Annotated in this window: 18 protein-coding genes and 2 pseudogenes; 15 read left to right on the plus strand and 5 right to left on the minus strand. The window is 56.6% G+C overall.

Features of this window, described 5'->3' with window-relative positions:
- Positions 1 to 1,458 (plus strand): D-aminoacylase, encoded by a 1,458-nt coding sequence (locus P3G59_RS03715; RefSeq protein ID WP_277760510.1) that lies wholly within the window; start codon positions 1 to 3, stop codon positions 1,456 to 1,458.
- Between the two features lie 198 nt (positions 1,459 to 1,656).
- Positions 1,657 to 2,025 (plus strand): glyoxalase superfamily protein, encoded by a 369-nt coding sequence (locus P3G59_RS03720; protein WP_034154383.1) that lies wholly within the window; start codon positions 1,657 to 1,659, stop codon positions 2,023 to 2,025.
- 267 nt (positions 2,026 to 2,292) lie between these two features.
- Here P3G59_RS03720 and P3G59_RS03725 read toward each other — a convergent pair.
- Positions 2,293 to 2,659 (minus strand): annotated as a pseudogene (locus P3G59_RS03725) (hypothetical protein).
- A gap of 516 nt (positions 2,660 to 3,175) precedes the next feature.
- Positions 3,176 to 4,192, minus strand: a complete 1,017-nt coding sequence (locus tag P3G59_RS03730) for an AraC family transcriptional regulator (RefSeq protein WP_277760511.1) — start codon at positions 4,190 to 4,192, stop codon at positions 3,176 to 3,178.
- Between the two features lie 210 nt (positions 4,193 to 4,402).
- On the opposite strand from P3G59_RS03730, the gene P3G59_RS03735 reads away from it, so the two are divergent.
- The 7 genes from P3G59_RS03735 to P3G59_RS03765 all read left to right on the plus strand — a co-directional run bounded on the left by P3G59_RS03735 (position 4,403) and on the right by P3G59_RS03765 (position 14,934).
- Positions 4,403 to 5,998: an FAD-binding oxidoreductase gene (locus P3G59_RS03735; protein WP_277760512.1), complete on the plus strand. Its 1,596-nt coding sequence runs from the start codon at positions 4,403 to 4,405 to the stop codon at positions 5,996 to 5,998.
- A 5-nt stretch (positions 5,999 to 6,003) separates the two neighbouring features.
- Positions 6,004 to 7,599, plus strand: a complete 1,596-nt coding sequence (locus tag P3G59_RS03740; protein WP_277760513.1) for a glycerol-3-phosphate dehydrogenase/oxidase — start codon at positions 6,004 to 6,006, stop codon at positions 7,597 to 7,599.
- Between the two features lie 20 nt (positions 7,600 to 7,619).
- Positions 7,620 to 9,188, plus strand: a complete 1,569-nt coding sequence (locus P3G59_RS03745) for an FGGY-family carbohydrate kinase (protein ID WP_277760514.1) — start codon at positions 7,620 to 7,622, stop codon at positions 9,186 to 9,188.
- A gap of 228 nt (positions 9,189 to 9,416) precedes the next feature.
- Positions 9,417 to 10,706 (plus strand): phospholipase, encoded by a 1,290-nt coding sequence (locus tag P3G59_RS03750; protein ID WP_277760515.1) that lies wholly within the window; start codon positions 9,417 to 9,419, stop codon positions 10,704 to 10,706.
- A 49-nt stretch (positions 10,707 to 10,755) separates the two neighbouring features.
- On the plus strand, positions 10,756 to 12,714 hold the full coding sequence (locus P3G59_RS03755) for a DUF1302 domain-containing protein (protein ID WP_277760516.1): 1,959 nt from the start codon (positions 10,756 to 10,758) through the stop codon (positions 12,712 to 12,714).
- A 163-nt stretch (positions 12,715 to 12,877) separates the two neighbouring features.
- Positions 12,878 to 14,251, plus strand: coding sequence for a DUF1329 domain-containing protein (locus P3G59_RS03760; RefSeq protein WP_277760517.1), 1,374 nt, complete (start codon positions 12,878 to 12,880; stop codon positions 14,249 to 14,251).
- 488 nt (positions 14,252 to 14,739) lie between these two features.
- A complete protein-coding gene (locus P3G59_RS03765; RefSeq protein ID WP_277762110.1) occupies positions 14,740 to 14,934 on the plus strand; it encodes a plasmid stabilization protein in 195 nt (64 codons plus the stop codon).
- 108 nt (positions 14,935 to 15,042) lie between these two features.
- On the opposite strand, the gene P3G59_RS03770 is transcribed toward P3G59_RS03765, so the two are convergent.
- The gene (locus P3G59_RS03770; RefSeq protein WP_277760518.1) at positions 15,043 to 15,426 is read right to left on the minus strand and encodes a hypothetical protein; all 384 of its coding nucleotides are present in this window, start codon (positions 15,424 to 15,426) and stop codon (positions 15,043 to 15,045) included.
- A gap of 1,010 nt (positions 15,427 to 16,436) precedes the next feature.
- Between P3G59_RS03770 and P3G59_RS03775 the strand changes: the two genes are divergently transcribed.
- The 3 genes from P3G59_RS03775 (at position 16,437) to P3G59_RS03785 (ending at position 20,364) form a co-directional block, all read left to right on the plus strand.
- The gene (locus P3G59_RS03775) at positions 16,437 to 16,958 is read left to right on the plus strand and encodes a hypothetical protein (protein ID WP_277760519.1); all 522 of its coding nucleotides are present in this window, start codon (positions 16,437 to 16,439) and stop codon (positions 16,956 to 16,958) included.
- A gap of 269 nt (positions 16,959 to 17,227) precedes the next feature.
- Positions 17,228 to 17,902 carry a hypothetical protein gene (locus P3G59_RS03780; RefSeq protein WP_277760520.1) on the plus strand — a complete coding sequence of 225 codons (675 nt, stop codon included), beginning with the start codon at positions 17,228 to 17,230 and terminating at the stop codon, positions 17,900 to 17,902.
- Between the two features lie 632 nt (positions 17,903 to 18,534).
- The gene (locus tag P3G59_RS03785) at positions 18,535 to 20,364 is read left to right on the plus strand and encodes a retron Ec67 family RNA-directed DNA polymerase/endonuclease (protein WP_277760521.1); all 1,830 of its coding nucleotides are present in this window, start codon (positions 18,535 to 18,537) and stop codon (positions 20,362 to 20,364) included.
- A 39-nt stretch (positions 20,365 to 20,403) separates the two neighbouring features.
- Here P3G59_RS03785 and P3G59_RS03790 read toward each other — a convergent pair.
- Positions 20,404 to 20,771, minus strand: a pseudogene (locus tag P3G59_RS03790) (SOS response-associated peptidase family protein); the annotation flags it as partial.
- An 18-nt stretch (positions 20,772 to 20,789) separates the two neighbouring features.
- On the opposite strand from P3G59_RS03790, the gene P3G59_RS03795 reads away from it, so the two are divergent.
- Positions 20,790 to 21,248: a tyrosine-type recombinase/integrase gene (locus tag P3G59_RS03795; RefSeq protein ID WP_347276969.1), complete on the plus strand. Its 459-nt coding sequence runs from the start codon at positions 20,790 to 20,792 to the stop codon at positions 21,246 to 21,248.
- A 60-nt stretch (positions 21,249 to 21,308) separates the two neighbouring features.
- Here the strand turns inward: P3G59_RS03795 and P3G59_RS03800 are convergent, their stop codons facing one another.
- Positions 21,309 to 23,228 carry a methyl-accepting chemotaxis protein gene (locus P3G59_RS03800; RefSeq protein ID WP_277760522.1) on the minus strand — a complete coding sequence of 640 codons (1,920 nt, stop codon included), beginning with the start codon at positions 23,226 to 23,228 and terminating at the stop codon, positions 21,309 to 21,311.
- 253 nt (positions 23,229 to 23,481) lie between these two features.
- On the opposite strand from P3G59_RS03800, the gene P3G59_RS03805 reads away from it, so the two are divergent.
- Both P3G59_RS03805 and P3G59_RS03810 read left to right on the plus strand, forming a co-directional pair.
- A complete protein-coding gene (locus P3G59_RS03805) occupies positions 23,482 to 24,153 on the plus strand; it encodes a histidine phosphatase family protein (RefSeq protein WP_277760523.1) in 672 nt (223 codons plus the stop codon).
- Positions 24,150 to 24,971, plus strand: a complete 822-nt coding sequence (locus P3G59_RS03810) for a phosphatase PAP2 family protein (RefSeq protein WP_277760524.1) — start codon at positions 24,150 to 24,152, stop codon at positions 24,969 to 24,971. The genes P3G59_RS03805 and P3G59_RS03810 overlap by 4 nt, the downstream gene beginning before the upstream one ends.
- The last annotated feature ends 2 nt before the right edge of the window (positions 24,972 to 24,973 follow it).

The following is a 24,973-nucleotide window of genomic DNA, read 5'->3' on the forward strand; positions in this document are numbered from 1 at the left end:
ATGCTGTACGACACCCTGATTCGCAATGCCCTGATCATCGATGGCAGCAACACCCCCGGTTACCGCGCTGACGTGGCGATTCGCGATGGCCGCATCGAGCGCATCGGCGACTTGCACGATGCCACGGCGACCGAAGAAATCGACGCGGCCGGTCGCGTACTGGCGCCGGGTTTTATCGACGTGCACACCCACGACGACACGGTGGTGATTCGTCAGCCAGAGATGCTGCCAAAGCTCAGCCAGGGCGTGACTACGGTGATTGTCGGCAATTGCGGGATCAGCGCGTCGCCGGTCAGTCTGAAAGGCAATCCACCGGATCCGATGAACCTGCTCGGCACTGCCGCAGCGTTCGTTTATCCGCGCTTCAGTGATTACCGTGCGGCGGTCGAAGCGGCCAACACCACGTTGAATGTGGCAGCGCTAGTCGGTCACACGGCGCTGCGCAGCAATCATCTGGATGACTTGTTCCGTACCGCGACACCGGAAGAAATCGCGGCGATGCGTGAGCAACTGCGTGAAAGTCTTGAGGCCGGTGCATTGGGTTTATCCACAGGTCTGGCGTATGCGAGCGCCTACAACGCCTCCACCGATGAAGTGAAGCAACTGACTGAAGAACTGACGGCATTCGGCGCGGTGTACACCACGCATCTGCGCAGCGAATTCGAACCGGTTCTGGAAGCGATGGATGAAGCGTTCAGCATCGGCCGTCATTCGCGGTCACCGGTGATCATTTCCCACCTCAAATGTGCCGGTGTCGGTAACTGGGGGCGCAGTCCGCAGTTGCTTGCCTCACTGGAAGAAGCCGCAAAGACCCACCCGGTCGGCTGCGATTGCTACCCCTATGCGGCGAGTTCTTCGACGCTGGATCTCAAGCAAGTCACCGACGCGCACCGCATCACCATCACCTGGTCGACGCCGCACCCGCAAGTCAGCGGCCGCGACCTGATCGACATCGCCGCTGAATGGAATCTGCCGTTGCTCGATGCCGCCAAACGCCTGCAACCGGCGGGTGCGGTTTACTACGGCATGGACGAGGCAGATGTACGAAGAATCCTCGCGCATCCGTTGTCGATGGTCGGTTCTGACGGACTGCCGGAAGACCCGTTCCCGCATCCGCGCCTATGGGGCGCTTTCCCACGGGTGTTGGGGCATTTCAGTCGTGATGTCGGGCTGTTTCCCCTGCACACCGCCGTGCACAAGATGACCGGGTTGTCGGCCGCGCGATTTGGGTTGAAGGAGCGCGGCGAGATTCGTGAAGGGTATTGGGCGGATCTGGTGTTGTTCGATCCGGCGACGGTGCGTGATGTCGCGGATTTCAACGACCCGCAACGGGCTGCGCAGGGGATTGACGGTGTGTGGATCAATGGGGTGTTGAGTTATCGGGATGGTCAGGCGAATGGCCGGAGGGAGGGGCGTTTTCTGGCACGCGAAGGCGATCTGCGCGACGGATTTCATTGACGGTGATGGCGCCAAAAGATCGCAGCCTGCGGCAGCTCCTACATGGGAATGCGAGCTCCTGTAGGAGCTGCCGAAGGCTGCGATCTTTTGATCGATGTCTCATAGTGGCACTCTGAGATTAAAGAAAGCCATCAACAGGCCGAATTGCTGACATCCACCCCGTCTACACTGTGGGGCCAATCAGTCAGGGAGCACCCCATGAGCTTCGGCAAAACCACCCCGATCCTGCGGATCTTCGATGAAGCCAAAGCTGTCGAGTTTTACGTCGACTTCCTCGGTTTCAAGATCGACTGGCAGCATCGCTTCGAGGCGAATTTTCCGTTGTATCTGCAGGTGTCGCGCGGTGAATGTGTGCTGCATTTGTCCGAACATCATGGCGATGCGTGCCCGGGTTCGGCATTGCGTATCGAGACGGATGAGCTGGAGGCGTTTCAGCAGCAGTTGGTGGCCAAGGATTACAAGTTCTCGCACCCGGGTATTCAGGCGATGCCGTGGGGGAGTCAGGACATGACCATCGTTGATCCGTTTGGTAATCGGTTGGTGTTTACCAACGCCATCAGCCTCTGAAGCGAAAAGCCCCTCACCCTAGCCCTCCCGAAACGTCGGACCGCCCAGAGGGAGAGGGGACCGATCCGGGGATGCTTGAGAGATACACCGACCTGAACCTGCTCGGTCGAATCCATAATCGACTCGTTTATTCAGGTCGATGTATAGAGCCAGACACCTCGGTCGGCCCCCTCTCCCTCCGGGAGAGGGCTGGGGTGAGGGGAAAATGGCACACCGCAAAAAGACGCCCGCCACCTAACCATCACAGTTGGGCGGCGGGCTTTTTCGTTAGTCGGTCGGCACTAACCTGTCCAGCACGCGATTGACGGCCATTTCCGCCACCATCACCACTTGCGCAATACCTTGCAGGGTTTTGCGGTGCGTGCCTTCGACTTGCGCGGCGTGATTATTGAGCATGACGGTCGCCGAACCCAGGGTTTCGCTGGCGTCGGCCAGCAGGGATTCGGTGTCTGCCTTGGGGTTGGCCATGTACACTCGTGTTGGGGGAGTAGGGCGTGGCCATGAGGTCGGCGTTTGTGGGGCCGAGATAGTGATCCAGTGCGCGCTCGGCAGCTTCGTGGAATTTCTTCGAATCAGGGGATGCGTAGGGGGAGGCCGGGTCGGTGACCGGTGGATTTGGCGTTACTTTGAACATGGGAGCGTACCTTTTAAAGCCGCATCCATTTCGCCGCTAAGCAAAAGGGAGGCAGCTGTGCGCAAGTTAGCGGACCGGTCGCTTCCCACCCCGGCGCACCCGAAGGTGCCATGCGCACAGCCACCATCAAGCGCAGGCAAATACCTGACAGGATGATACTCGTGCAGCGGGGAGCGAATGTAGCCGAGCCGCTAAGCTCGATCACTGGGAATCAGTGATGGAATCAAGTTACGCAGCATGCTCCAGGCGCACAAGCCGGCGGATTCTGGCGCAGGCGTAGGCAGCGGCGCAAGGATTTGTGGGTTGTTTCGCGTAACGCTGAGTGTCTTTAAACAGCTACGGTGTGAGGGGTTTATTGCGCTACAGAGTTCGGGGAATTATCTGTCGGATCTTGGTGCGGCGACTGGCAATTCGCGAGCAGGCTCGCTCCCACAGTAGTTCTTTAGTGAACACAGATGATGTATCGCACATAAATCCCATGTGGGAGCGAGCCTGCTCGCGAAGAGGCCCGCGAAGTCACCCACGATGCATCTGCCGAAACTCCCCCGGCGGCATCCCGCGCCGACTCTTGAACGTGCGGTGAAACGAGCGTGGTTCGGTAAACCCCAGATACTGCGCAATGTCCTGAATCGGCAAGCTGCTATTGAGCAAATAATGCTCAGCCAGCTCCTGACGCAAATCATCGAGAATCTGCTGATACGACGTCCCCGCCTGATGCAGCTGCCGCTGCAACGTGCGCACTGAAACAGCGAGCTGCTCGGCTACCTGTTCCTTGCGCGGCAAACCCTCCTTGAGCAACTGCCGCAGAATGTTTTTCACCTGCTGCGCGAGCGACACATCCTCCAGCGTCGCCATCAATCCCAGCGCATGTTCTTCCAGCGTGCGCAGTAACTGCGCATCCGCCTGACGCAACGGCAACTGCAAATAAGCCAGCGGTACGATCAGCGCCGAATACGCCTGATCAAACAGCACCGGGCAATCGAAAAACGCTTGATATTGCGCTGACGTCGCTTCGGCCGGGCACGCATGTTCCAGCCAGACAGCGGCCGGCGACATCTGCGTATCGGCGATCCAGCGGGCATAGTGCAGCCATGAGCCAAGCACGTTTTCCACCAGGTGGCGACGAATCCGCGGGCGCTGATAGCGGCAGCTCCAGATCAGATGCACATGGCCATCCTGCACCTGCGCGCGGCTGACGCCCATGTCGCCGACCAGTTTTTCGAACGGCATGATCCGGCTCATCGCATCGCCCAGCGTCGCGCAGTTCATGGTGATGTAGCCGAGCACGCTCCACGAATTGGGCAGGACGAAATTCGCCGCGTTGAGGCCAAACAATGGATCGCCCGAGTGTTCGCAAAAATAATCGAGCAAGCGTTCATGCGCTTCACCGGGCAAACGCAGGGTGTTATCGCTCAACTGCTGCGCCTGCAAACCCGCCGCCGCCAACGCAGGTTCAATGGCCATGCCGAGTTGTTCGGCATGGCGCAGGTATTTGAGCAGTGGCGGAACCGAGGTGAAGCCGAGCGATTGCATGATCCCATTCCTTTGATCAACGGCGGCGGAGGCGGATGAATAGCCTGAAAGGTAATTTGAAACCACGGCTAAAGTAAATGGCTGACGCTTGCGCGACGTTTGACTCAATTGGCTACACGAACTGGCCGGATGCGACCGTGACACTTTGCGGCCGCTGGCTAGTATGGGGGCCTGAAAGTTCACTGATCCGACGGTTAAAAGGACACACGCATGCGACGCTGGAACGGCTGGGGAGAGGCAAGCACGGTGGTCGAACTGCCGGCCCAGGGCGCGGAGTTTCTTCATCAACGACTGGGCGAGGGGCGAGCGCTGCCCGATGCCACACTGGAGGCGGCATTGGCGCGCGTGCCGGCTTCGCGGTTGCCGGTGCACGCGTTGTACAGCGTCGATGCCCATGACCGCTTGCTGCATGCCCGAGGCCAGAGCCTGCCGGACTGGCTGGCGTTGCGCGAAGGTGCTTTGGGCAATTACCCCGATGCGGTGGCATTTCCCGAGACCGCTGAGCATATTCGCCAGTTGCTGGCGCTCGCCGATGAACAGGACGTGTGCCTGATCCCGTATGGCGGCGGTACGTCGGTGGCCGGGCACATCAATCCACCAAATTCTGCGCGGCCAGTGGTGACGGTTTCACTGGCGCGGATGAATCGCCTGATCGACCTCGATGAACAGAGTCTGCTCGCGACATTCGGTCCCGGTGCGAGCGGGCCGCAGGTAGAAAGTCAGTTGCGTGCGCGGGGCTATACGCTGGGGCATTTCCCGCAGTCGTGGGAGTTGTCGACACTGGGCGGTTGGGTCGCCAGTCGTTCCAGCGGTCAGCAGTCGTTGCGCTATGGCCGGATCGAGCAGTTATTTGCTGGCGGAACGCTGGAGACCTTCGCCGGGCCGATGCACATTGCAACCTTCCCGGCTTCGGCAGCGGGGCCCGATTTGCGAGAAGTGGTGCTCGGCTGTGAAGGCCGTTTCGGGATCATTTCCGAGGTCAAAGTAAGGGTCAGCGCATTGCCTGCGGATGAGCGCTTCTACGGCGTGTTTTTGCCCAGTTGGACCAAGGCGCTGCAAGCCATCCGCCAATTGGCTCAGGCGCGCGTGCCGCTGTCGATGCTGCGTTTATCCAACGCCGTGGAGACCGAAACGCAACTGGCATTGGCCGGTCATCCGCAGCAAATCGCCTGGCTGGAAAAATACCTGAGCCTGCGCGGTGCTGGCGCGGGCAAATGCCTGCTGACCTTTGGCGTGACCGGCAATCGTCGGCAAAACGCGTTGTCGTTAAAGCAGGCACGTCAGCATCTGAAGGCCTTCGACGGTGTGTTCACCGGCACCTTGCTCGGCAAGAAATGGGCGCAAAACCGCTTCCGTTTCCCTTACCTGCGCGAGAACCTGTGGAACGCCGGTTACGTGGTCGACACCCTGGAAACCGCCACCGACTGGAGCCATGTCGATAACCTGCTCAACCTCGTCGAAAACAGCCTGCGTGATGCCTTGGCCGCGGAGGGCGAGCGCGTGCATGTGTTCACGCACTTGTCCCACGTCTACGGCGAAGGCTCGAGCATCTACACCACTTACGTGTTTCGCCCGGCGGCTGACTATCCGGCGACGCTGGCGCGCTGGAAAGCGCTCAAACACGCGGCCAGTCAGACCATCGTTGACAACCACGGCACCATCAGTCACCAGCACGGTGTCGGCAAGGATCACGCGCCGTACCTGTTGCGTGAGAAAGGCGCACTGGCGATGGACACCTTGCAGGCGCTGAGCAAACATTTCGATCCTGCCGGGCGCCTCAACCCCGGCACGCTATTGCCGGAGTGACGGCCATGAGTCAGAACTGGAATGCCGCATGGCGCCAGCAGATTCTGCCGACGCTGGCAGACGAGAGCTGGGATCTGATCGTCATCGGCGGCGGCATCAGTGGCGCCGGAATCCTGCGCGAAGCGGCGCGTCGAGGCTGGCGCTGTCTGTTGCTGGAGCAGCGCGATTTTGCCTGGGGCACCTCCAGTCGTTCTTCAAAAATGGTCCATGGCGGTTTGCGTTACATCGCCAAGGGGCAGTGGCGCCTGACCCGCGATTCGGTGCGCGAACGTCAGCGCTTGCTCGACGAAGCGCCGGGGCTGGTCGAGCCGATGAGTTTCCTGATGCCGCACTATCGCGGCGGCTTTCCCGGGCGACGAGTGCTGGGTGGCTTGCTGAGCGTGTACGACGCGTTGGCGGGCCGGCGCAGCCATCATTTTCATGACGCGCACCAGCTGCGATATCTGGCGCCGGGCGTGAGAGAAAATGACCTGCTCGGCGGCACCTGTTTTGTCGATGCACTGACCGATGATGCGCGGCTGGTGATGCGCGTGTTGAGCGAGGCGCGGGCGGAGGGTGCTGTCGTGGTTAACGGTGTGCGTGTCGAACATTTGCTGCGAGAAAACGGGCGAGTGTGCGGCGTTGAGGTCGAGGATTGCGAGGCCGGTTCGTCACTGCAATTGCGCTGCGGCGTGCTCGCCGTGGCGACTGGCGCGTGGGCCGAGCGTTTGCGCCCGACTGAGGCTCCCCGGCAATTACGCCCATTGCATGGCAGCCATTTGTTGCTGCCGGGTTGGCGTTTGCCGGTGGCGCAGGCATTCACTTTTCTGCATCAGCGTGATCGCCGTCCGGTGTTCGTTTTTCCATGGGAAGGCGCGACGGTGGTGGGCACCACGGACCTCGATCATCACGAGGATCTGGATCAGAGCGCGAGCATTTCTAACGAAGAACTCGACTACCTGCTGGCCGCCTGCGCGCAACAATTTCCCGCTGCTGAAATCACGGCCAATGACGTGCTGTCGACGTGGTCTGGCGTGCGTCCGGTGGTCGGCAGGGCGGCGGGCGATCATCAGGACAAACCGTCGAACGAAACCCGTGAACATGTGCTGTGGCAGGAGCCGGGTTGCGTGACGCTGGCCGGCGGCAAACTGACCACGTTTCGCCCGCAAGCCCTCGAAGTGCTCAAGGCCTGCGCGGCCATGCTCGAACGCCCCTTCGTCGATGACGCAGCGCCGGTGTTTGCCGCTGTCCCTGCGCTGGCGATTGCCGGGTTGAGCCGCCATCAGTGGCGACGTCTGGCCGGACGGCATGGCCGAACCCTGCCGAGGCTGGCGCAATTGATCAAAGAGATCGGTCATGCCACGGTCGGCACCACGGACACTTTATGGGCAGAACTGGCCTTCGCCTGCGAAGCGGAAATGGTCTTGCACCTCGACGATCTGCTGCTGCGTCGTACGCGTCTCGGTCTACTGCTGCCTCGTGGCGGCGAAGATTATTTCGCCGCGATCCGCCCACTCTGCCAGCCGCGACTGGGCTGGAGCGACGAGCACTGGCAGGAAGAAATTCAGCGTTATCGGGCGTTGTGGCAACGCCATCACGGTTTGCCGGATGCCACGCCTTGATGCCCCTTGAAGAGAGCTCCATGGATAACCACCCGAACAAGCGTTACCTGCTGGCCATCGACAACGGCACCCAGAGCGTGCGTGCCTTGCTCTTCGATTTGCAGGGCAATCTGCTCGGCAAAGGCAAGGTCGAACTGCAGGCTTATTACTCGACGCAACCGGGCTGGGCCGAGCAGGATCCGGAATATTACTGGGCGAAACTCGGCGAGGCGTGTCAGCAGGTCTGGCAACAAACGGGGATTGATCGCTCACAGATTGCCGGCGTTTCCCTGACCACTCAGCGCGGCACGGTGATCAATGTCGATGCCGAAGGCAAGCCGTTGCGCCCGGCGATTCTGTGGCTCGATCAACGTCAGAGCGAAGTCGACGGCGGCATCAAAGGGCCGTGGGGCTGGTTGTTCAAACTGGTCGGCGCACAGGCCACCGTGGATTTTTTTCGTGCCCAGGCTGAGGCTAACTGGATCGCAAAACACCAGCCAGACGTGTGGGCGGCGACCGACAAGTTTTTGCTGCTCTCGGGGTTTCTCACGCATCGACTGTGCGGACGTTTTGTCGACTCGGTGGGGTGCTGCGTCGGCTATCTGCCGTTCGACTTCAAACGCCTGAAATGGGCCGCGCCCAGAGACTGGAAATGGCAGGCACTGGCGGTACGGCCGGAACAATTGCCGAGCTTGCAAAAACCCGGTGCAACCCTCGGCCACATCACCGCTGAAGCCGCTCGCCACACCGGCATTCCCGAAGGCTTGCCGCTGATTGCCGCGGGGGCCGACAAGGCGTGCGAAGTGGTCGGTTCCGGTGTGGTCGATGCGAGCACGGTGTGCCTGTCCTACGGCACTACGGCGACGATCACCAGCACCCGCTCGCGCTATCTGGAGATCGTCCCGTTGATTCCGCCGTACCCCTCGGCAGTGCCGGATCAGTACAACTGCGAGGTGATGATTTATCGCGGTTACTGGATGGTCAGCTGGTTCAAGAACGAGTTCGGTTTGCGCGAGATGCAGCAGGCCAAAGAACAGGGTATCGAACCGGAGCAGTTGTTCGATGCGCTGGTCGATGCGGTGCCGCCGGGATCGATGGGTTTGATGCTGCAACCGTATTGGTCGCCGGGGATTCGCGAGCCGGGTGTCGAGGCGAAGGGCGCGATGATCGGCTTCGGCGATGTGCACACCAGGGCGCATATTTACCGGGCGATTCTTGAGGGGTTGGCGTATGCCTTGCGCCAAGGCATGGAGAACATCGAACGACGCTCCAAGGTTTCGATCAAGCGCTTGCGCGTGGCCGGCGGCGGTTCGCAGAGTGATGCGGCGATGCAGCTGACGGCGAATATTTTCGGCCTGCCGGCGGAGCGTCCGCATGTGTATGAAGCCTCGGGTCTGGGCGCGGCGATTTGTTGTGCGGTGGGGCTTGGGTTGCACGCGGATTTCCCCACGGCAATTGCCGCAATGACCCGAGTCGGCGCGGTATTCATGCCGCAACCCGATGCACAAAAAATCTACGAACAACTCTACAAAGACGTCTACCTGCGCATGTACCGCCAGCTCAAACCGCTGTATCAGAGCATCCGCAAAATCACCGGTTATCCCGCCTGAAAGCACAGCACCAATCCCCTGTAGGAGCTGCCGAAGGCTGCGATCTTTTGATCTTGTTTTTTAAGATCAAAGTCAAAAGATCGCAGCCTTCGGCAGCTCCTACAGGGACCGTATTGCGATTCTATGTGGCGCCATCGGAGAACTTTTCTGGTGAGATCGGACAGTGTCAGCGGCGGGGTCGGTTGTTAGGCTCATCCCCTACGGCACCGCCAATAAGAACGAAAAGCAATGAAGCTGACTTTCCTCCTGTTGCTGTTTTGTGCAACGGCCCCGAGCGCCTGGGGCTGGTCGAACCATACGGTGGGCAGCTATCTGGCGTTGCAGGACCTGCCGGCGTTGCGCGATGCGCCAGCGGTTGAAGTCGAGCCACTGGAGCAGTTTCTCCGCGAGCAATACCCAGCCGTGCTGGCGCTGTTGGAGCAACAGGAAAGCTTCGCCCGCGCGCACTTCGCTCAGTACCCGCCACGCCCCGATCACCTGAAGTTACCGCTCGTGCCAAGTGACAATCTGCGCCACGACTTCCTCACGGCGCTGCGCATCAATCCCCAGATTCATCTGGCGATGGTCATCCAGCCAATGCCTGGCAAAGACCTGCCCGAGCGTGAGCACTTGCAGGCCGATCAAGTGATGGTCGAGCAAACCCTGTCACCCTGGAATCGCCAGCGTTTCATCGTCGTCACCAATCACGAAAAAGTCGCGGCGCTGGCCGTGCTCGCCAGCGCCGCCGACGAGCCGGATTACGGCCACGACATCAACCTGTTCAGCGACAATCCCGGTGACGTCGCTGCGATCTACGGCTTCGGCCCGCAACCGTTCGGTGATGCGCGTTTCCAGTACAGCTCGCAGGCGCCGTTCCATATGGGGTTCTTCCATGAAAGCGCGGTGGTCTATGCCGCTGCCGGTTTCCTTGAGCGCAGTTGGCCGGACTGGCGCGCGTATCAATACATGGGCCTGGCGCGATTGGCATTTGCCAGCGGTCATCCGTATTGGGGTTATCGCTTTCTCGGCTGGGGCCTGCACCACATTCAGGACCTGACCCAGCCGTATCACGCCAAGCCGTTGCCCGGCGTCGACCTCGCCAGTCTTCTGCTGCTGGAAGGCAAGGCAATCGCCGGTTTCGCCGAGGACAAACAGGCCTCCATCGAGCGTGTCGCTACCCGGCACATGGAAGTGGAGAAGTACCAGTCGACCTGGCTGCGCCGTTTGCTGCGCGCCGGTCAGCCGCATCCGATGCTCGACGCTTACGCCGATGTGGCTCAAGACAAAACCTACCCGCCGTACTCGGTCGACTACCTGCGCGAAGTGGTCAGCGCCGAGTCCGTCAACGATTCCGCAGCGTTCGATGAGGTCATCGGGCAGTGGCTTGAGACAGCACCGACTACCGGTGATTTCAGCAGCGGCAATCAGCTGCATCGCGAAGATTTCGACCATCCGGCACTTAACCGGCAACTGTTCAAGTTGCTCGGGCATTTCGGCGCGCACAGTCGAATCTACGTCAGCGCGGGATTGGCACCCTAGCCCTCGCGGCAGGACAACAAAACAATAAAAAACAGGGAAGGAGGAACACATGATCAACACTCGATTGCGCCTGACCGGCGCGGCGCTCCCCGGTGTCGGCCTGGCCGGGCTGCTGCAACTGTGCGCAGTCGATGGCGCGTATGCGGTGGAGTTCAGCGTGCCGGACAAACAGGTCACCGGCTCGTTCGACACGACCTTGTCCTACGGTCGTTTGTGGCGGGTGCAGGGCCGCGACAAAAGCAACGACGACGTCAACACCAACGACGGCAATCGCAACTTCGACACCGGGCTGGTTTCCGAGGTGTACAAGATCACCTCCGAGCTTGAAGCCAACTATCAGAACTACGGTGTATTTGTGCGCGGCACCGCGTTCTACGACACGCAACTGATGGACAAACGCAACGACTACTACGACAACAACAGCCCGTCGCAACCGAGCCAGAGCTACCCGCAGGACGACCATTTCACCGGCCAGACCCGCGACATCGCCGGCAGCCGCATCGAGATGCTCGACGCTTATGTGCATGGCAGTTGGGACGTCGCGCAGATGCCGGTGACGGCCCGCGTCGGTCGGCAAGTGTTCAACTGGGGCGAGGGGATTTTCTATCGCGGCGGGATCAACACCACCAACCCGGTGGACGCCGCCAAGTACCGCTTGCCCGGCGCCGAAGTGAAAGAAGTGCTGGTGCCGGTCGAGGCACTGAGCTTCAACATCGGCCTGACCGATTCGCTGACCATGGAAAGTTTCTACCAGACCAACTGGAAGGAAACCCGCATCGACCCGGTTGGCACCTTCTATTCGCAGACGGACCTGTTCGCCGACGGCGGCAACACCGGCTACAACAATTTCAGCGGTACAGCGCTCGATACGCCAGTGCCGGGGTTTGGCAATGTCATCGGTTTGTACAGCGCATTGGGTAATAACCCATTGCTGAGCTCCGCCCTGCAAACCACTGGCCTGTATGCCAACGGCGTGACGCCAGCCTACGGCAACACCCTCAAAGTGGCGAGCGTCGGCAAGGACTACAACGCACGCAACGATGGCCAGTTCGGCTTCGCCTTTCGCTACATCGCTGAACAGCTCAACAGCACCGAGTTCGGTTTGTACATGGTCAATTACCACGCCAAGGAACCGACCATCGCTGCCGATCTCGGCGGCTACCAAGGCATCGACATGGATGCGCTGACCAACCTGCTGGCGGGCGTCGCCGGCAGTCAGGCCGGGGCGTTGGCCAACGGTCTGGCCACGGCTGATGTGATGGGCAATATCCAGGCGCATCGGCGTTATGCCGAAGACATCCGCATGTACGGTTTCAGCTTCAACACCACGTTGGGTGAGGCGTCGGTGTTTGGTGAAATTGCTTATCGGCCGAACCTGCCGATCGGTGTGGCGGCGACCAACGATCTGATCGGTGACCTGGCCAACGGTGCAGCGGCGGCAGTGACCGGCAAGTCGATCAACGTCGGCGGGCAGATGGTCAATCTGAATAGCGAGATCAACAACGCCGAGCGCGTGGAAGCGTTCAATACGTCGCTCGGCACCATCTACAACTTTGGCCCGACAGCGTCGTTCGACTCGCTGTTCGGCATCTTCGAACTGGCTTCCGAGCATCTGCGCGGCAGTAGCCTGCAATACACCGCGTATGACGGCAGTCGTCGCTACTACGCCGGCACCGGTAACTATTCCTATGTCTCCGGCGGTGATCGCGACGATCAGGTCAACCGCAATTCCTACAGCTACACGGCAATGCTCAACGGCACCTGGAACGACGTGTACGCCGGGGTCAACGTCTCGCCGTACATCGTTTACAAGGACGACTTCGAAGGCAACAGCTATCAGGCCGGCAACACCATCGAAGGGCGCAAGGCCTACACGCTGGGGATCAAGGCCAACTACCAGAACAAGCTCGAAGCCGAACTGCAATACACCGAGTTCTACGGCGGCGGGCAGAACAACGGCATCCGCGACCGCGACAACGTCGGTTTCAACCTCAAGTATTTCCTTTGAGTTTCATACGAGATTTCTGCAACACCTCATCCCCCCTGTGGGAGCGAGCCTGCTCGCGAAGAGGCCAACCCATTCAACATTGATGTCGACTGACACACCGCTTTCGTCGGAACGCCGCCCGGAGAAAGCTCGCTCCCACAGGTTTCGCATTCTGGAGAAAATCATGTTGCACACTTCACGATTGACCAAGACCACGCTGGCGCTCGTCATGGGGCTGGCGGCCAGTAGCGTTTTCGCCGCCATCACCCCGCAACAAGCCGAACAACTGAAAACCACCCTGACCCCCATGGGCGCCGAGCGCGCCGGCAACGCCGCCGGCACCATCCCCGCATGGACCGGCGGCATCACTCAAGCCCCGGCCGGCTACAAACCGGGCCAGCATCACCCCGATCCGTACGCCGCCGACAAACCGCTGTTCACCATCACCAAAGCCAATCTCGACCAGTACAAGGCCCACCTCAGCCCCGGTCAGATTGCTCTGTTCAACAGCTACCCCGACACCTTCCAGATGCCGATCTACCCGTCCCGCCGCTCCGGCTCGGTGCCGCAGTGGCTGTACGACAACACCCTGAAAAACGCCACCTCGGCCAAGCTGCTCGAAGGCGGCAGCGGCTTCTCCGATGCCTACGGCGGCGTTCCATTCCCGGTGCCCAAGGACGGCGTTGAAGTGCTGTGGAACCACATCACTCGCTACCGCGGCATCTACGTCGTGCGCCGCGCCTCCGAAGCGCCAGTCCAGCGTAACGGCAGTTTCGCGCTGGTGACCTCGCAGCAGGAAGGCCTGTTCAACTACTACCGCCCGGGCGGCCAGTTCACCGATCTGAAAAACATCCTGTTCTACTACCTCGCCTTCGTGAAAAGCCCGGCACGACTGGCCGGCGGTGCCGCCCTCGTGCACGAAACCCTCGACCAACTCAAGGACGCACGTCAGGCCTGGATCTACGACGCCGGCCAACGCCGCGTACGCCGTGCACCGAACCTCGCCTACGACACGCCCATCGCCTCATCCGATGGCCTGCGCACCGCCGACGACACCGACCTGTTCAACGGCTCGCCGGATCGCTACGACTGGAAGCTCAAGGGCAAACAGGAAATCTACATCCCCTACAACAACTACAAAGTCGCCAGCCCCGACGTTAAATACGCACAACTGCTGACCCCGGGCCACCTCAACCCGCAATACACCCGCTATGAGCTGCACCGCGTGTGGGTGGTGGAAGGCAACCTGAAACCGGGCTCGCGGCACATCTACTCCAAGCGCGTGCTGTTTCTCGATGAAGACAGCTGGGGCGCCGCACTGGTCGATCAATACGATGGGCGAGGGGAGCTGTGGCGGGTGTCGATGGCCTACCTGAAAAACTTCTACGACCTGCCGACGACGTGGAGTGCGCTGGACGTTTTCCACGACTTGCAGGCGCGCCGCTACTACGTGCAGAACCTGGATAACGAAGAAGCGGAGACGGTGGACTTCGCGCAACCGGTGCCGGAGGATGCGTACTTCATGCCGTCGGCGTTGCGGCAGCGGGGGACTCGGTAAACGACGGGAATCAGCTCCCTTTCTCCCTCACCCTTTCGAGAGTGGGCGGGGTGAGGGAGTAGCTCTTGGGGGAGCCAGCGCGCCGATGATTCAGTCATCAATTTACTGCGCAATAAAGTGTGACGAAGTAGCTGCTGAACCCAGAACAGCATCCGAGATAGATTTCGTCCTCGAATAAGATTGAAGGCGAAAACATGCAGCGCAATATGCCCGAATCAACGGAACCCAACGCCTCCAGAGCTGATATCACACCGATGCTTGGTGAGCTCGGCGATCAGGTAACAAATTTTCAAAACCTGTTATCTGCCTGTCATGACCCGATAAAGAGCGATGCTGACTTGCAAGGACGAATGGCGCTGATTGATGAGCTTTACTCGCATGCTGACAGTGAAGATCACGCAGCGGCACGATTTGCAGAGTTGGTGGCTGATCGTGTGTATGAGTACGAAGCTGAAACCGTTTTGATTCCTTATCCCTCTCCGTCGGAGATGACAGAGCAGCTGCGTATCGCTGCCGCCCAAAACTGCCATTCCATGGAAGACGGAGCGCGGCAGATTCTGGAGGACGCGTTGGCTACCGTTGATCGAGCCGGCGGGTTAGGTACTCGGATACGCAATCGATTCGGCGCCATGGGTGGCGTCGAACTTGATCTGCCATCACGTTCGGAAAACTTTAGCGGCTGATAAACACCGCTCACAAAAAGCCCGCCGCCACACTAAAACCAGTGTGGCGGTGGGCTGTTTACAGGGTGCAAAAAAATTGCGAGTGCACCGCACTCGCCACCTCCCGCATCAATCAGTCGGTACGACCTTGTCCAGCGCACGGTTAACGGCCATTTCGGCGATCATCACGATCTGGGCAATGCCTTGCAGGGTCTTGCGGTGGCTGCCCTCGACGAGTGCTACATGATTGTTGAGCATGACGGTGGCGGAGCTGAGGGATTCGCTGGCGTCCACCAGCAGGGATTCGGTGTCGGCTTCGGGATGAGCCTGATAGAGAGTGTTGGGTTTGTAGGGCGCGGCCATGATGTGGGCGCTAAGTGGGCCCAGGTGATAATCGAGGGCGCGTTCGGCGGCTTCGTTGAAGCGTTTCGAGCCGGGGCATTCGTAGGGGGATGCCGGATCCGGGATGATTGTGGGTTCGGTGAGCGGTGGGTTTGGCGTTACCTTGAACATTGGTGCTTACCTCTGATGAGGCCGCGTCCTTTTTACCGCTAAGCAAAAGGGAGGCAGCTGTGCGCAAGTTAGCGGTCCGGTAGCACCCACCCGGCGCATCCGAAGATGCCATGCGCACAGCCACCATCAAGTGCAGGCGAGTGCCTGACTGGATCGTACTTGTACAACCGTGAAATGCTTGCCGAGCCGCTAAGCTCAATCACTGGAAATCAGTGACGCAATCAAATTACGCAGCCAGCCCAAGGCGCACAAGCCGGCGGATTCTGGCGTAGCCGTAGGCAACGGCGCAAGGTTTTGTGGGCTTCGGGACGTATCACGGCGTGTCCTTAAACACCCATGACCAACCGTGTGTAATAGCGATCCAGAACTCGTCATCCAATTCCTGAAGATGGTCATTTCAGGACAAAAAAGAAGGGCAGCTTTTCAGCTGCCCTTCTTTGTACATCGGCTTTCGTGTGCAGGGTTTACACGCGGAAATGGCTCACCATTATCTCCGATGCCCCATCGTCTCGGGGTTCAAAGGTTTCCCGGAGCGATTTCCTTTATGTTCCGAATCTGTATTCATTGGGTGTGGACACTTTGTGGACGCTAGTTCTCCTTGGGGTCATTGAGCTTCCCAAGCTGAAAGCGAGGGTTCGATTCGCTTCACTCGCTCCACAATCTTCAAGGCCTACAGCGGTATCGAGGTAGCGTCAGACAAGACTGGTGACAGTTACTCAATTTGCGCGGAAGCGCCGGTCAGTATCCCCTCCCCAGCAACACCCCTGTTTTTGGTTGACCCACGGGGAAAAGCAAATTTTGGTAATGTCCTTTCTTGTCACTCTAAAAAGCCAGCAAAATCAAGTGCTTACAGGTACTCTTTAACAGTAATAATTGAGTAATAGATAAGTTAGAAAATTACTCATTCGTCTAAACACTTCTAAATTTTCGAGGGCGCCCAGCGTGTGAAAGCTTGATCGTTAGCCTTTTGCACCGATGACCTATCCTACGAAGATCGCAGAATGTAAATTATGCTGTTATTCGGCATGGATAACGGTAGGTACAAAAAGATTATGGAAATTTGGAACAGCGACTCACTGGAGGGTTTCTCCAGCAAATTCGGTATCATTTTGGGTGAAGGCGAAGACCTTCCAAAACAAATAAATGAACTCGAAATAATAAGGGGTGAAAACTTCAGCATCCAAATGGTTGCGCGATCGCACGCTAATGATCGTCCCGAAAGAAAGCAAATTCCTCTCGGCCTCGTTTATCGCTTAGACAATAGCGTCGCTATATCCGGCTATGTGGGGTCTGGAATAATACGAAGCTATTCTCAAACAAATGTTAGCATAAAGACTCTTAGCCCAAATCAAGATACAGCCACTGCAGCAACATATAGCATCGCAGAAATTGAGTATGCAAGCTCCGACTCTGAAGTAAACTATACAATTGATCAAGTTGCAAACCTACCGGAACACTATATTTGGTGTCATCGTTCTGAAAGTAAAAAACAGGCGAGCATGAAATTACTTTCCCGGGACAGCCTGAGATAAACATAAAAACCTCCCTACCAAGCAACACCAGCTTAACCACAGCGTGCGCTAGATTTAATTTCGACGAACACGCCGTTATTATTTGTTCAGTTAAAGACTCATTCATTCCTCTTGCAAACCGACCTGGATACATTTATTACAGTGGTCATCCAGACAAAGCAACCAGAGAAAAAATTCGGGCAAGTCTATCTTTCGCATTCGGATTGCCCTTAGTTTATTTCGGTTCTAAATTCTTCACAGAACAAGGAGGGGTTATAGGTTTCGAGGCGGTGACCCCTTCAACCATCAGCGGTAGAGCATGGGATATAGTGTCTCAGCCATTCTCGCCCATCACTTCCAATGGTACGAATTTATTAGATAGCTCACTCCTTCAAAAGATGGTCGCGGGATTTTACAAAAACTATGAGCTTCTTGATCTGCAGAAATTTATTTTTCGGCTATGGTATGCAGAAGTTTCGCCACCTTACATGAAGGCTGCTTATTACGGTGCAATGATAGAAACAATTCAAAAGCGAGAAATTGAAAGAAGCAATTCAAAGATTAGTCACACTATTGTCGAAAAAGCCCAGTATAGGCGTTCAATGAAAGTACTGGCGAAGTACCTTCAGAAGCAAGGTATCCCTCCTGAAGCGAAGGATCTTTTTCTTAAAAAAATACAGAATGGAAATATGGCGCCGCAACGAACTTTGGCGGAGCGTTTCTATAGTTCGCTTGGGCTTACACTTGGGGTTCTTGAAAATGGTGCGTGGGATAAACGCAATAATGCTGCGCACGGAAATGAAGAGTTATCTGTAATCGAAAGTATTCGTTCCACAAAAATACTTAGAATCATCCTCGGCAGGGTTATTATTAAGCTAACTGAGGGGAGCGAAAAATACATTGATTACTATACATTTGGTCATCCTGTGAGGGATCTGCGCGAACCAATCGTAGAAAGTGACTGACAACAGAATGGGCGAAGAATTCGCGAGGTTCCATGGAAATGATAGGCAATCGGTGTGAACCCCAAACCCTTGTATAAAGAAGGGTTCCAACCTTTAGGCTGAATGAAGATTCTTTCAAATAGTAGGATGCTACTTAGTAAATATTCAGTTTTTCGTGTTTTTTCAGTTCGCGTTAGCAAAGCTGGGCATGTAGCTCATATGGCTATTGGTTCCTGCTTTCTGCCGCTTTTGAAACTAAGTTGCAAAACCTTGCAAAAGGCTTCACAGATTGAAATTATCACCCCTGCACTGTCCCCTTGACGGGCCTGCTTGCCCAAACGGTTTGTATCACTGATGCGATTGCAAAAAACGAGGAGGTGAAGCCGCCGGCGGGAGGGGGACAAGTGCTTTCCGCTTTCTGATCGGCTCACGAGCGTCGCGTTTTTTTTGGATTTTTTGGTGCTTGCGAAAGTGATGGCAATACGATAGCTTTTGCGCTCGGCTTATGGGCAGATTTTTGGATCGCGGATCGCGATCAGTGGTAACAATGTCCGAAAGACTGCTCCTATGAGGCTCCTCTCTGCTTCAGAGTCCCTCCAAGTTTGCGAAGGAGTGCCCATAAGCCACCCTTTTTACTCAGCTTAGTGCCCAATATGAGAAAAATCGACGCTCTTCGAGCTGTACGGACAAAGCCTGAGCTTGCTCGGCTTTTAGGCGTAAGGGCATCTGAGCTCACATACGTCTTATATGTGCTGAAACCAGCTACGCAATATGTCTCCTTCAAGATCCCTAAAAAAAGTGGTGGTGAGCGTACTATTCACTCACCATCGGATCGACTAAAGGTTATACAGTCTTCCTTATCAGATCTCCTTCTGGATTGTATCGACGACATAAATAAATCAAAACCCGGAAAGCCACATCTGGATCGCTTTGTTAAAGGAAAAAAAGAAAAGCTGCTAGATAGTAAGAAACCAAAGCCTTTAGCATATTTATTCACGCCTACGCTTTCGCACGGATTTGTCCGGAATCGATCAATTATTACCAATGCAATGATGCATCTGCATAGGAAGAACGTTCTTAATGTGGATCTGCAAAACTTTTTTGACAGTTTCAATTTTGGGCGGGTCAGAGGGTTTTTCATATCAAATAGACATTTTCAGCTAGATCCGAATGTTGCAACTGTAATTGCCCAGATTTCTTGTTATGATAATAAGCTCCCGCAGGGAAGTCCTAGCTCTCCTGTGATAACCAATCTTATTACTCATGCTCTGGATATTAGTCTTGCAAAGTTGGCATTCGAGTATTCTTGTACGTACTCTAGATATGCCGATGACATTACATTTTCGACGCGGGAGAAAATTTTCCCCTCTCAGATTATGAGCGAGGAGAGCGGAAGTTATACCGCCGGAAGCCAATTGACGCACGAGATCGCCAAGGCGGGTTTTAGTCTGAATTCGAAAAAAACTCGTATTCAGTATAATTCTTCTCGTCAAGACGTAACTGGGCTTGTGGTCAATAAGAAGCCAAATGTCAAGTGTGAGTATTGGCGTACAGTAAGATCTCAATGCCATCTATTATTTAAAAGCGGTGGCTTTGTTGCTAAAGTTAACGATGAGATAGTTGCTGGTAATATTAATGAGCTGGAAGGTAGGTTGAATTTTATTGATCAGGTCGATTACTATAATCGTCTTCGTCAAAAGCCTGCGCTAAATCCGGAGTACGCGCTGTCAAAACATGGTATGAATACTCGCGAGTTGCTTAGCGGTAGAGAAGCTACGTTTAGCAGGTTTTTGTACTATCGTGCGTTTTATGGAAATGAAAAGCCGACTATTCTCTGCGAGGGTAAAACAGATAATGTTTATCTGAAGTCGGCGATTAATGTGCTTGTGTCTAATTATCCAAAATTAGCTAAGCCGAAGACAGCTACTACCGCTTATCAGTTGCTGGTTTCTTTTTATAATTATACGGAACGTACCAGGTTTTTGCTTCAGCTGTATGGTGGAACTTCATATCTTAAGTCGTTCATTGAGAACTTTGATTCTCAATGTGGTTATTATAAAGCTCCTAAACCACAGCATCCAGTTGTTATTGTTTTGGATAATGATACCGGGTTTGGAGAAATTAATGGTTTGTTAGCCAGAAAGAAAGCGGAGGCATTCAGTGCTACATCCGGTAAGGATGAGTATCGGAAAGCTGATTTTATACACGTTATTAGAAATCTGTATGTTGTATTAACTCCTCGTGACGCAGTAGGCGCCGACACGGCGATCGAAAATCTTTTCACTCAGGCAACGCTAGATGAAGAGGTCGGTGGAAAGAAATTCAAACCAGCTAACAATATTGATACAGACACTCAGTACGGTAAGGAAGTTTTTGCCAAAAAAGTAGTCTTGGCGAAAAAAGGCAGTATAGACTTTTCAGGTTTCAAAATTCTACTTGACCGAATTGTTCAGTGTTTAGATCACTACGACAAAATAAAATAGCTAGAGCGATTTTTATAATTTCACTGTTTTTGTATTTTTATACACTTGTTTCTTGTTCTTCGTTGGATCATCCGAATCCTTGACCCACTAAACCAGCTATTATCCGGCACGATCGCTCGGCCATTCGGCCATAACTGTTTGAACAACTTCCCACTGGTCACGGTTTCCACCCGCGCATTGATCGGGTCAGGCCGCTTGCCCTTTGCCCAGAACGGCGACCATCCCCAGCGCACCTTATCGATGCTAAGACCACCCTCGACGGGCCGGATGATTTCTACCCGAGTGATCGGCGCGTAGTTGTATCGATCAATGGCCCACAGGTCGTATCCGTTGATTACCAACTGCTGAGGGGCGAGTTCCTTTAGGTAGTGGTCCATTGACTCGTAGATCGAATAACGTCCGCACATAGTGTCTGAATCGTTTGTTTGGCCACAGGAGCTCGTTGGACGGAGGCGGCTGGTCTCAGTCGTAATCAAGTACGCGATGGGCGAGTGTTTTTCGCACGTACCAAATTATCCAGAAATCGCACGGTGCCGATCTCTGCACTGCTTGAGAAGCGATTGATTCGAGCTCTGCCATTCACGGCAGACGGCAAGACATATAAGTCGTTTGGGTGTATCGCAGAGGAGCTGGATTTGAAGTTGCCGAAAGGTCAAATGACCCACGTACTACGACATACGTTTGCAAGTCATTACATGCTGAATGGCGGCGATATTCTGACTCTGCAACGGGGGCGGGGACATGCGACTTTGGAGATGACGATGCGCTATGCGCATTTCAGTCCTGGGCATCTTGCGCAGGTTGTCAATTTGAACCCAATTGCTGGCGAGTGTGGACAGCTTGTGGACGGATGGGATGAGGAAGGGAAGCGATTGAGTGCTTGATGAATGAGCTACAAGCCTCTGCTTTTGAGGCTTGTAGCTGATTTTTGAAGTGTTTTAGGGTTAGACGCGGAAGTGACTAACCATCTGCTGCAACTGACCACCCAAGCGTGCCAGTTCAACACTCGACGCTGCGGTCTCATCACTCGCCGCCGCCGTCTGCTCAGATACATCGCGTACGTTGATGATGCTGCGGCTGATCTCTTCCGCCACGGCGCTCTGCTGCTCGGCAGCGGCGGCGATCTGCTGGTTCATTGACTGGATGTTCGACACCGTGCGGGTGATGCTTTCCAGCGACAGGCCAGCCTTGCGGGTCAGGGCCACGCTGCTGTCGGTCAGGGCGCGGCTGTTGCTCATCACGGCCGAGACTTGCTGGGTGCCGTTCTGCAGACCGGCGACCAGGCCTTCGATTTCCTCGGTGGATTTCTGTGTGCGCTGAGCCAGACCACGAACTTCATCAGCAACCACGGCAAACCCACGACCGGCTTCACCGGCACGGGCCGCTTCAATCGCGGCGTTGAGCGCGAGCAGGTTGGTCTGTTCGGCCACGGCCTTGATCACGTCCATCACGCTGCCGATCTTATCGCTTTCCTGTTGCAGCACGCTCATGGCTTCGGTCGAACGCACCACTTCGCTGGCCAGACGTTCGATCTGCGCGATGGCTTCGTTTACGACTTTGTCGCCTTCGCGGGCTTCGCCGTCAGCGGCGGCAGCGGCTTGCGAGGCTTCTTCGGCATTGCGCGCGACTTCCTGCACGGTGGCAGTCATCTCGTGCATGGCGGTGGCGACCTGATCGGTCTCGACTTTCTGGCTGTTCACACCGGCGCTGGTCTGCTCGGTGACGGCCGACAGTTCCTCAGCAGCGCTAGCAATCTGGGTAACGCCGTCGCGGATGCCGCTGATCAAGTCGCGCAAGGTCACGCCCATGCGCGCGATGCCTTGTTGCAGTACGCCGAGTTCATCGCGGCGGGTGACAGTGACGTTCTGGGTCAGGTCGCCGCTGGCGATGCGCTCGACCACGGCCAGGGTTTCTTGCAGCGGACGGGTGATCTGACGGGTGATGATCACCGCCGCAATGATGCCCACCAGCAGCGCCAGCAAGGTGCTGATCAACTGGAATGTCCGCGCCTGGGCGCTTTCAGCGTCACGACGATCGAGCTGGATCTGATACAGCTGCTCGCTCAGGGCGACGATGGTCGTGCCCTGATCGGTCATTTCCTTACGGGCCTGCACGGCGTCGGTGTTGGCGTTTTTATACGCCATCAACGCACTGCGGTAGTTGACCAATGCGCTTTCCAACTGACGCAAGGCGTCTTGCTGAGTGGTAGCGAAATGCACGTTCAGTGGCTTGAGGCTGGCGATGGCCGCGTCGAGTTGGCCGACAGCCTTCTGCTCGGTTTCGGCGTTGGTGGTGGCGGTGTAGCCGCGCACTTCGTAGCGCGCGAGGATGAACGCTTCCTTGGCGGCAGTGATCGCCTGGAACTGTTCGAAACGCTGCTCGCTCATGTCCATTTGCTGCACGCGTTTGCTGATCGATTCGATCAGGTTGTACGCGGTCTCTGCATTCACGCTCATGGTGTCGCGGGCGCTGTTGCCGGTGCGGTAGGCGTTGCGCATTTTGTTCAGCGACGTCTGGTATTCAGCGATGGTCGCGGCCTGCTCCTTGAGCAGTTTGACGTTTTCCGGGCTCTTGAAGCTATTGATCAGCTTCTGTTGTTGCGCGGCGAAGCTTTCCAGGGTGGTCTGCACATTCTGTGCAGCGGTTTCATCGCCATTGGTCAGCATGTATTGCAGGCGCACCACGCGCAGCTTGGTCAGACCGGCATTGAGCTGGGTGATGTCGCTCATCCAGTTGCTGCGATCGATCAGGCCGCCGAGGCTGGTCCAGCCTGTCAGGGCCAGCACGCAGGTCAGGGCCAGCACCAGGCCGAAGCCCAGGCCCAGTTTCATGTTCACGCTGATGTTGCCGAACCAGCTATTCATCAAAAATCCTCCAGAAACGTTGGGTTTCTTGTCGTCGGTTAGGCTGGAAGATTGTTGTTTTTTTGAGCCAGCAAGGGTGTTAGCAGGTTTGTATCGGCCGCAAATCCGAGAGCTGAAAGGATTTTGTCCTACGGAATTTGTAACAACGGATCCCAAGACTTTTTTCACATGGGTTTCACTGGCTGCCCACGCCCGCCTCTGTACCTTCACCGCATCGAATGAACCCGTGATGCAGAGTGACGAGGCGGTTTTTGTGGAATTGAGACTGAGTCTGTTCGGCGTCAAACGCTCGATCGATCTGAGCTTTTTGGCGCGGTTTCGCAACACCTGGGTGGTGTTGGCGGCATCGGTATTGGTGATCCCCCTGACCCTGTGGTTGCTGGCGCCGGCGGCAGTGCCGGACCTGGCCCACGGCAATGTCGCCGGTGCGCAAGCGTTGACGACCGGTTGGGCCAAGGGCGAGATGATCGTGCTGGTGCGTCATGTCGAGCGCTGCGATCACTCCAAAGCCGCGTGCCTGAGTGGCAATGACGGCATCACCGATCGCTCGCGCGGTGTTGCGGTGGCGGTCGGTGCCCGGTTCGAGCAACTGGGCCTGAACAACGCCGACATCTACAACAGCCCGTCGATGCGCACGGTGCAGACCGCCGGCTACATGTTCAACCATGCCGCCAGCGGCGACGACTGGCTGATCAACTGCCGGGGCCGCATGTTGCAGGATGCGCTGGCCCACAAGGTTGCCGGTCGCAATCTGGTCCTGGTGACCCACAGCGAATGCATGGCGCAAATCGAGAAAGACGTCAAAGTGCCGACCTCGGACATGGGTTACGGCTCGTCATTGTTTGTTTCCGCTGCCAGCCCGGCGGCTCCCAAGATGCTCGGCTTTATTGAAGCCTCCGACTGGCGCACGGTGAATACCCGATGAAATCCCGCTTCTACGCTTATAACTTCGGCATTCCATTGGCCTGCGCGGTGCTGGTGTTCCTGATGTTCGACATGACCAAAATCGACATCGCCTTCAGCAACCTGCTGTTCGATCCGCTGACGCAGTCCTTCCCGCTCGACAAGATTCATTTCTTTGAAAAACTCACCCACAAATGGGCGCGGATCATTCCGAACTGGACGGCAGAAATCGCCCTGATCGGCGCGCTGCTATCGGTGTTCTGGCCATTGGTCAATCCGCACAAACGGCCGCGCCTCGGTGCGCTGCTGGAGCGCAGCAAAGTCGCGCCAGTGCTGCGATTTGCCGCCGATCACCGTAGGGATTTTCTGTTTGTGGTGGTCGCGTTTGCGGTTTGCACCGGAGTGATTCACTTCCTCAAATCCCACACCAGCGTTTACTGCCCGATCGAGACCACGCTGTACGGCGGGAAAATGGCCCACATTGAGTGGTACAGCAACTTCCAACTGTTCCATGAAGCTGGCAGTGGCCGGTGCTGGCCGGGTGGCCATGCGTCGGGCGGCTTCACCATGCTGGCGCTGTATTTCGTGGCGCGGCGCTATCAATGGCGTTTTTCCAGTGCAATCTTGTGGGGCTCGCTGCTGCTGGGGTTCGTTTATGGCACTACTCGTGTCCTGCAAGGCTGGCACTACATGTCCCACACCTTCTGGGCCGGAATCTTCGTGTGGCTGGCGTGTTTGCTGACGGCGTTGGCCTTTTACGGACGCGCGCGGCTGGATCTGCCCGTGCTGAGCAAGCGCACACAGAAAGCTTTCAGTGCTCAGCCAGAGGTTTCTCTCTGAAC

This window comes from Pseudomonas sp. A34-9 (assembly GCF_029543085.1).
Lineage (GTDB): Bacteria > Pseudomonadota > Gammaproteobacteria > Pseudomonadales > Pseudomonadaceae > Aquipseudomonas.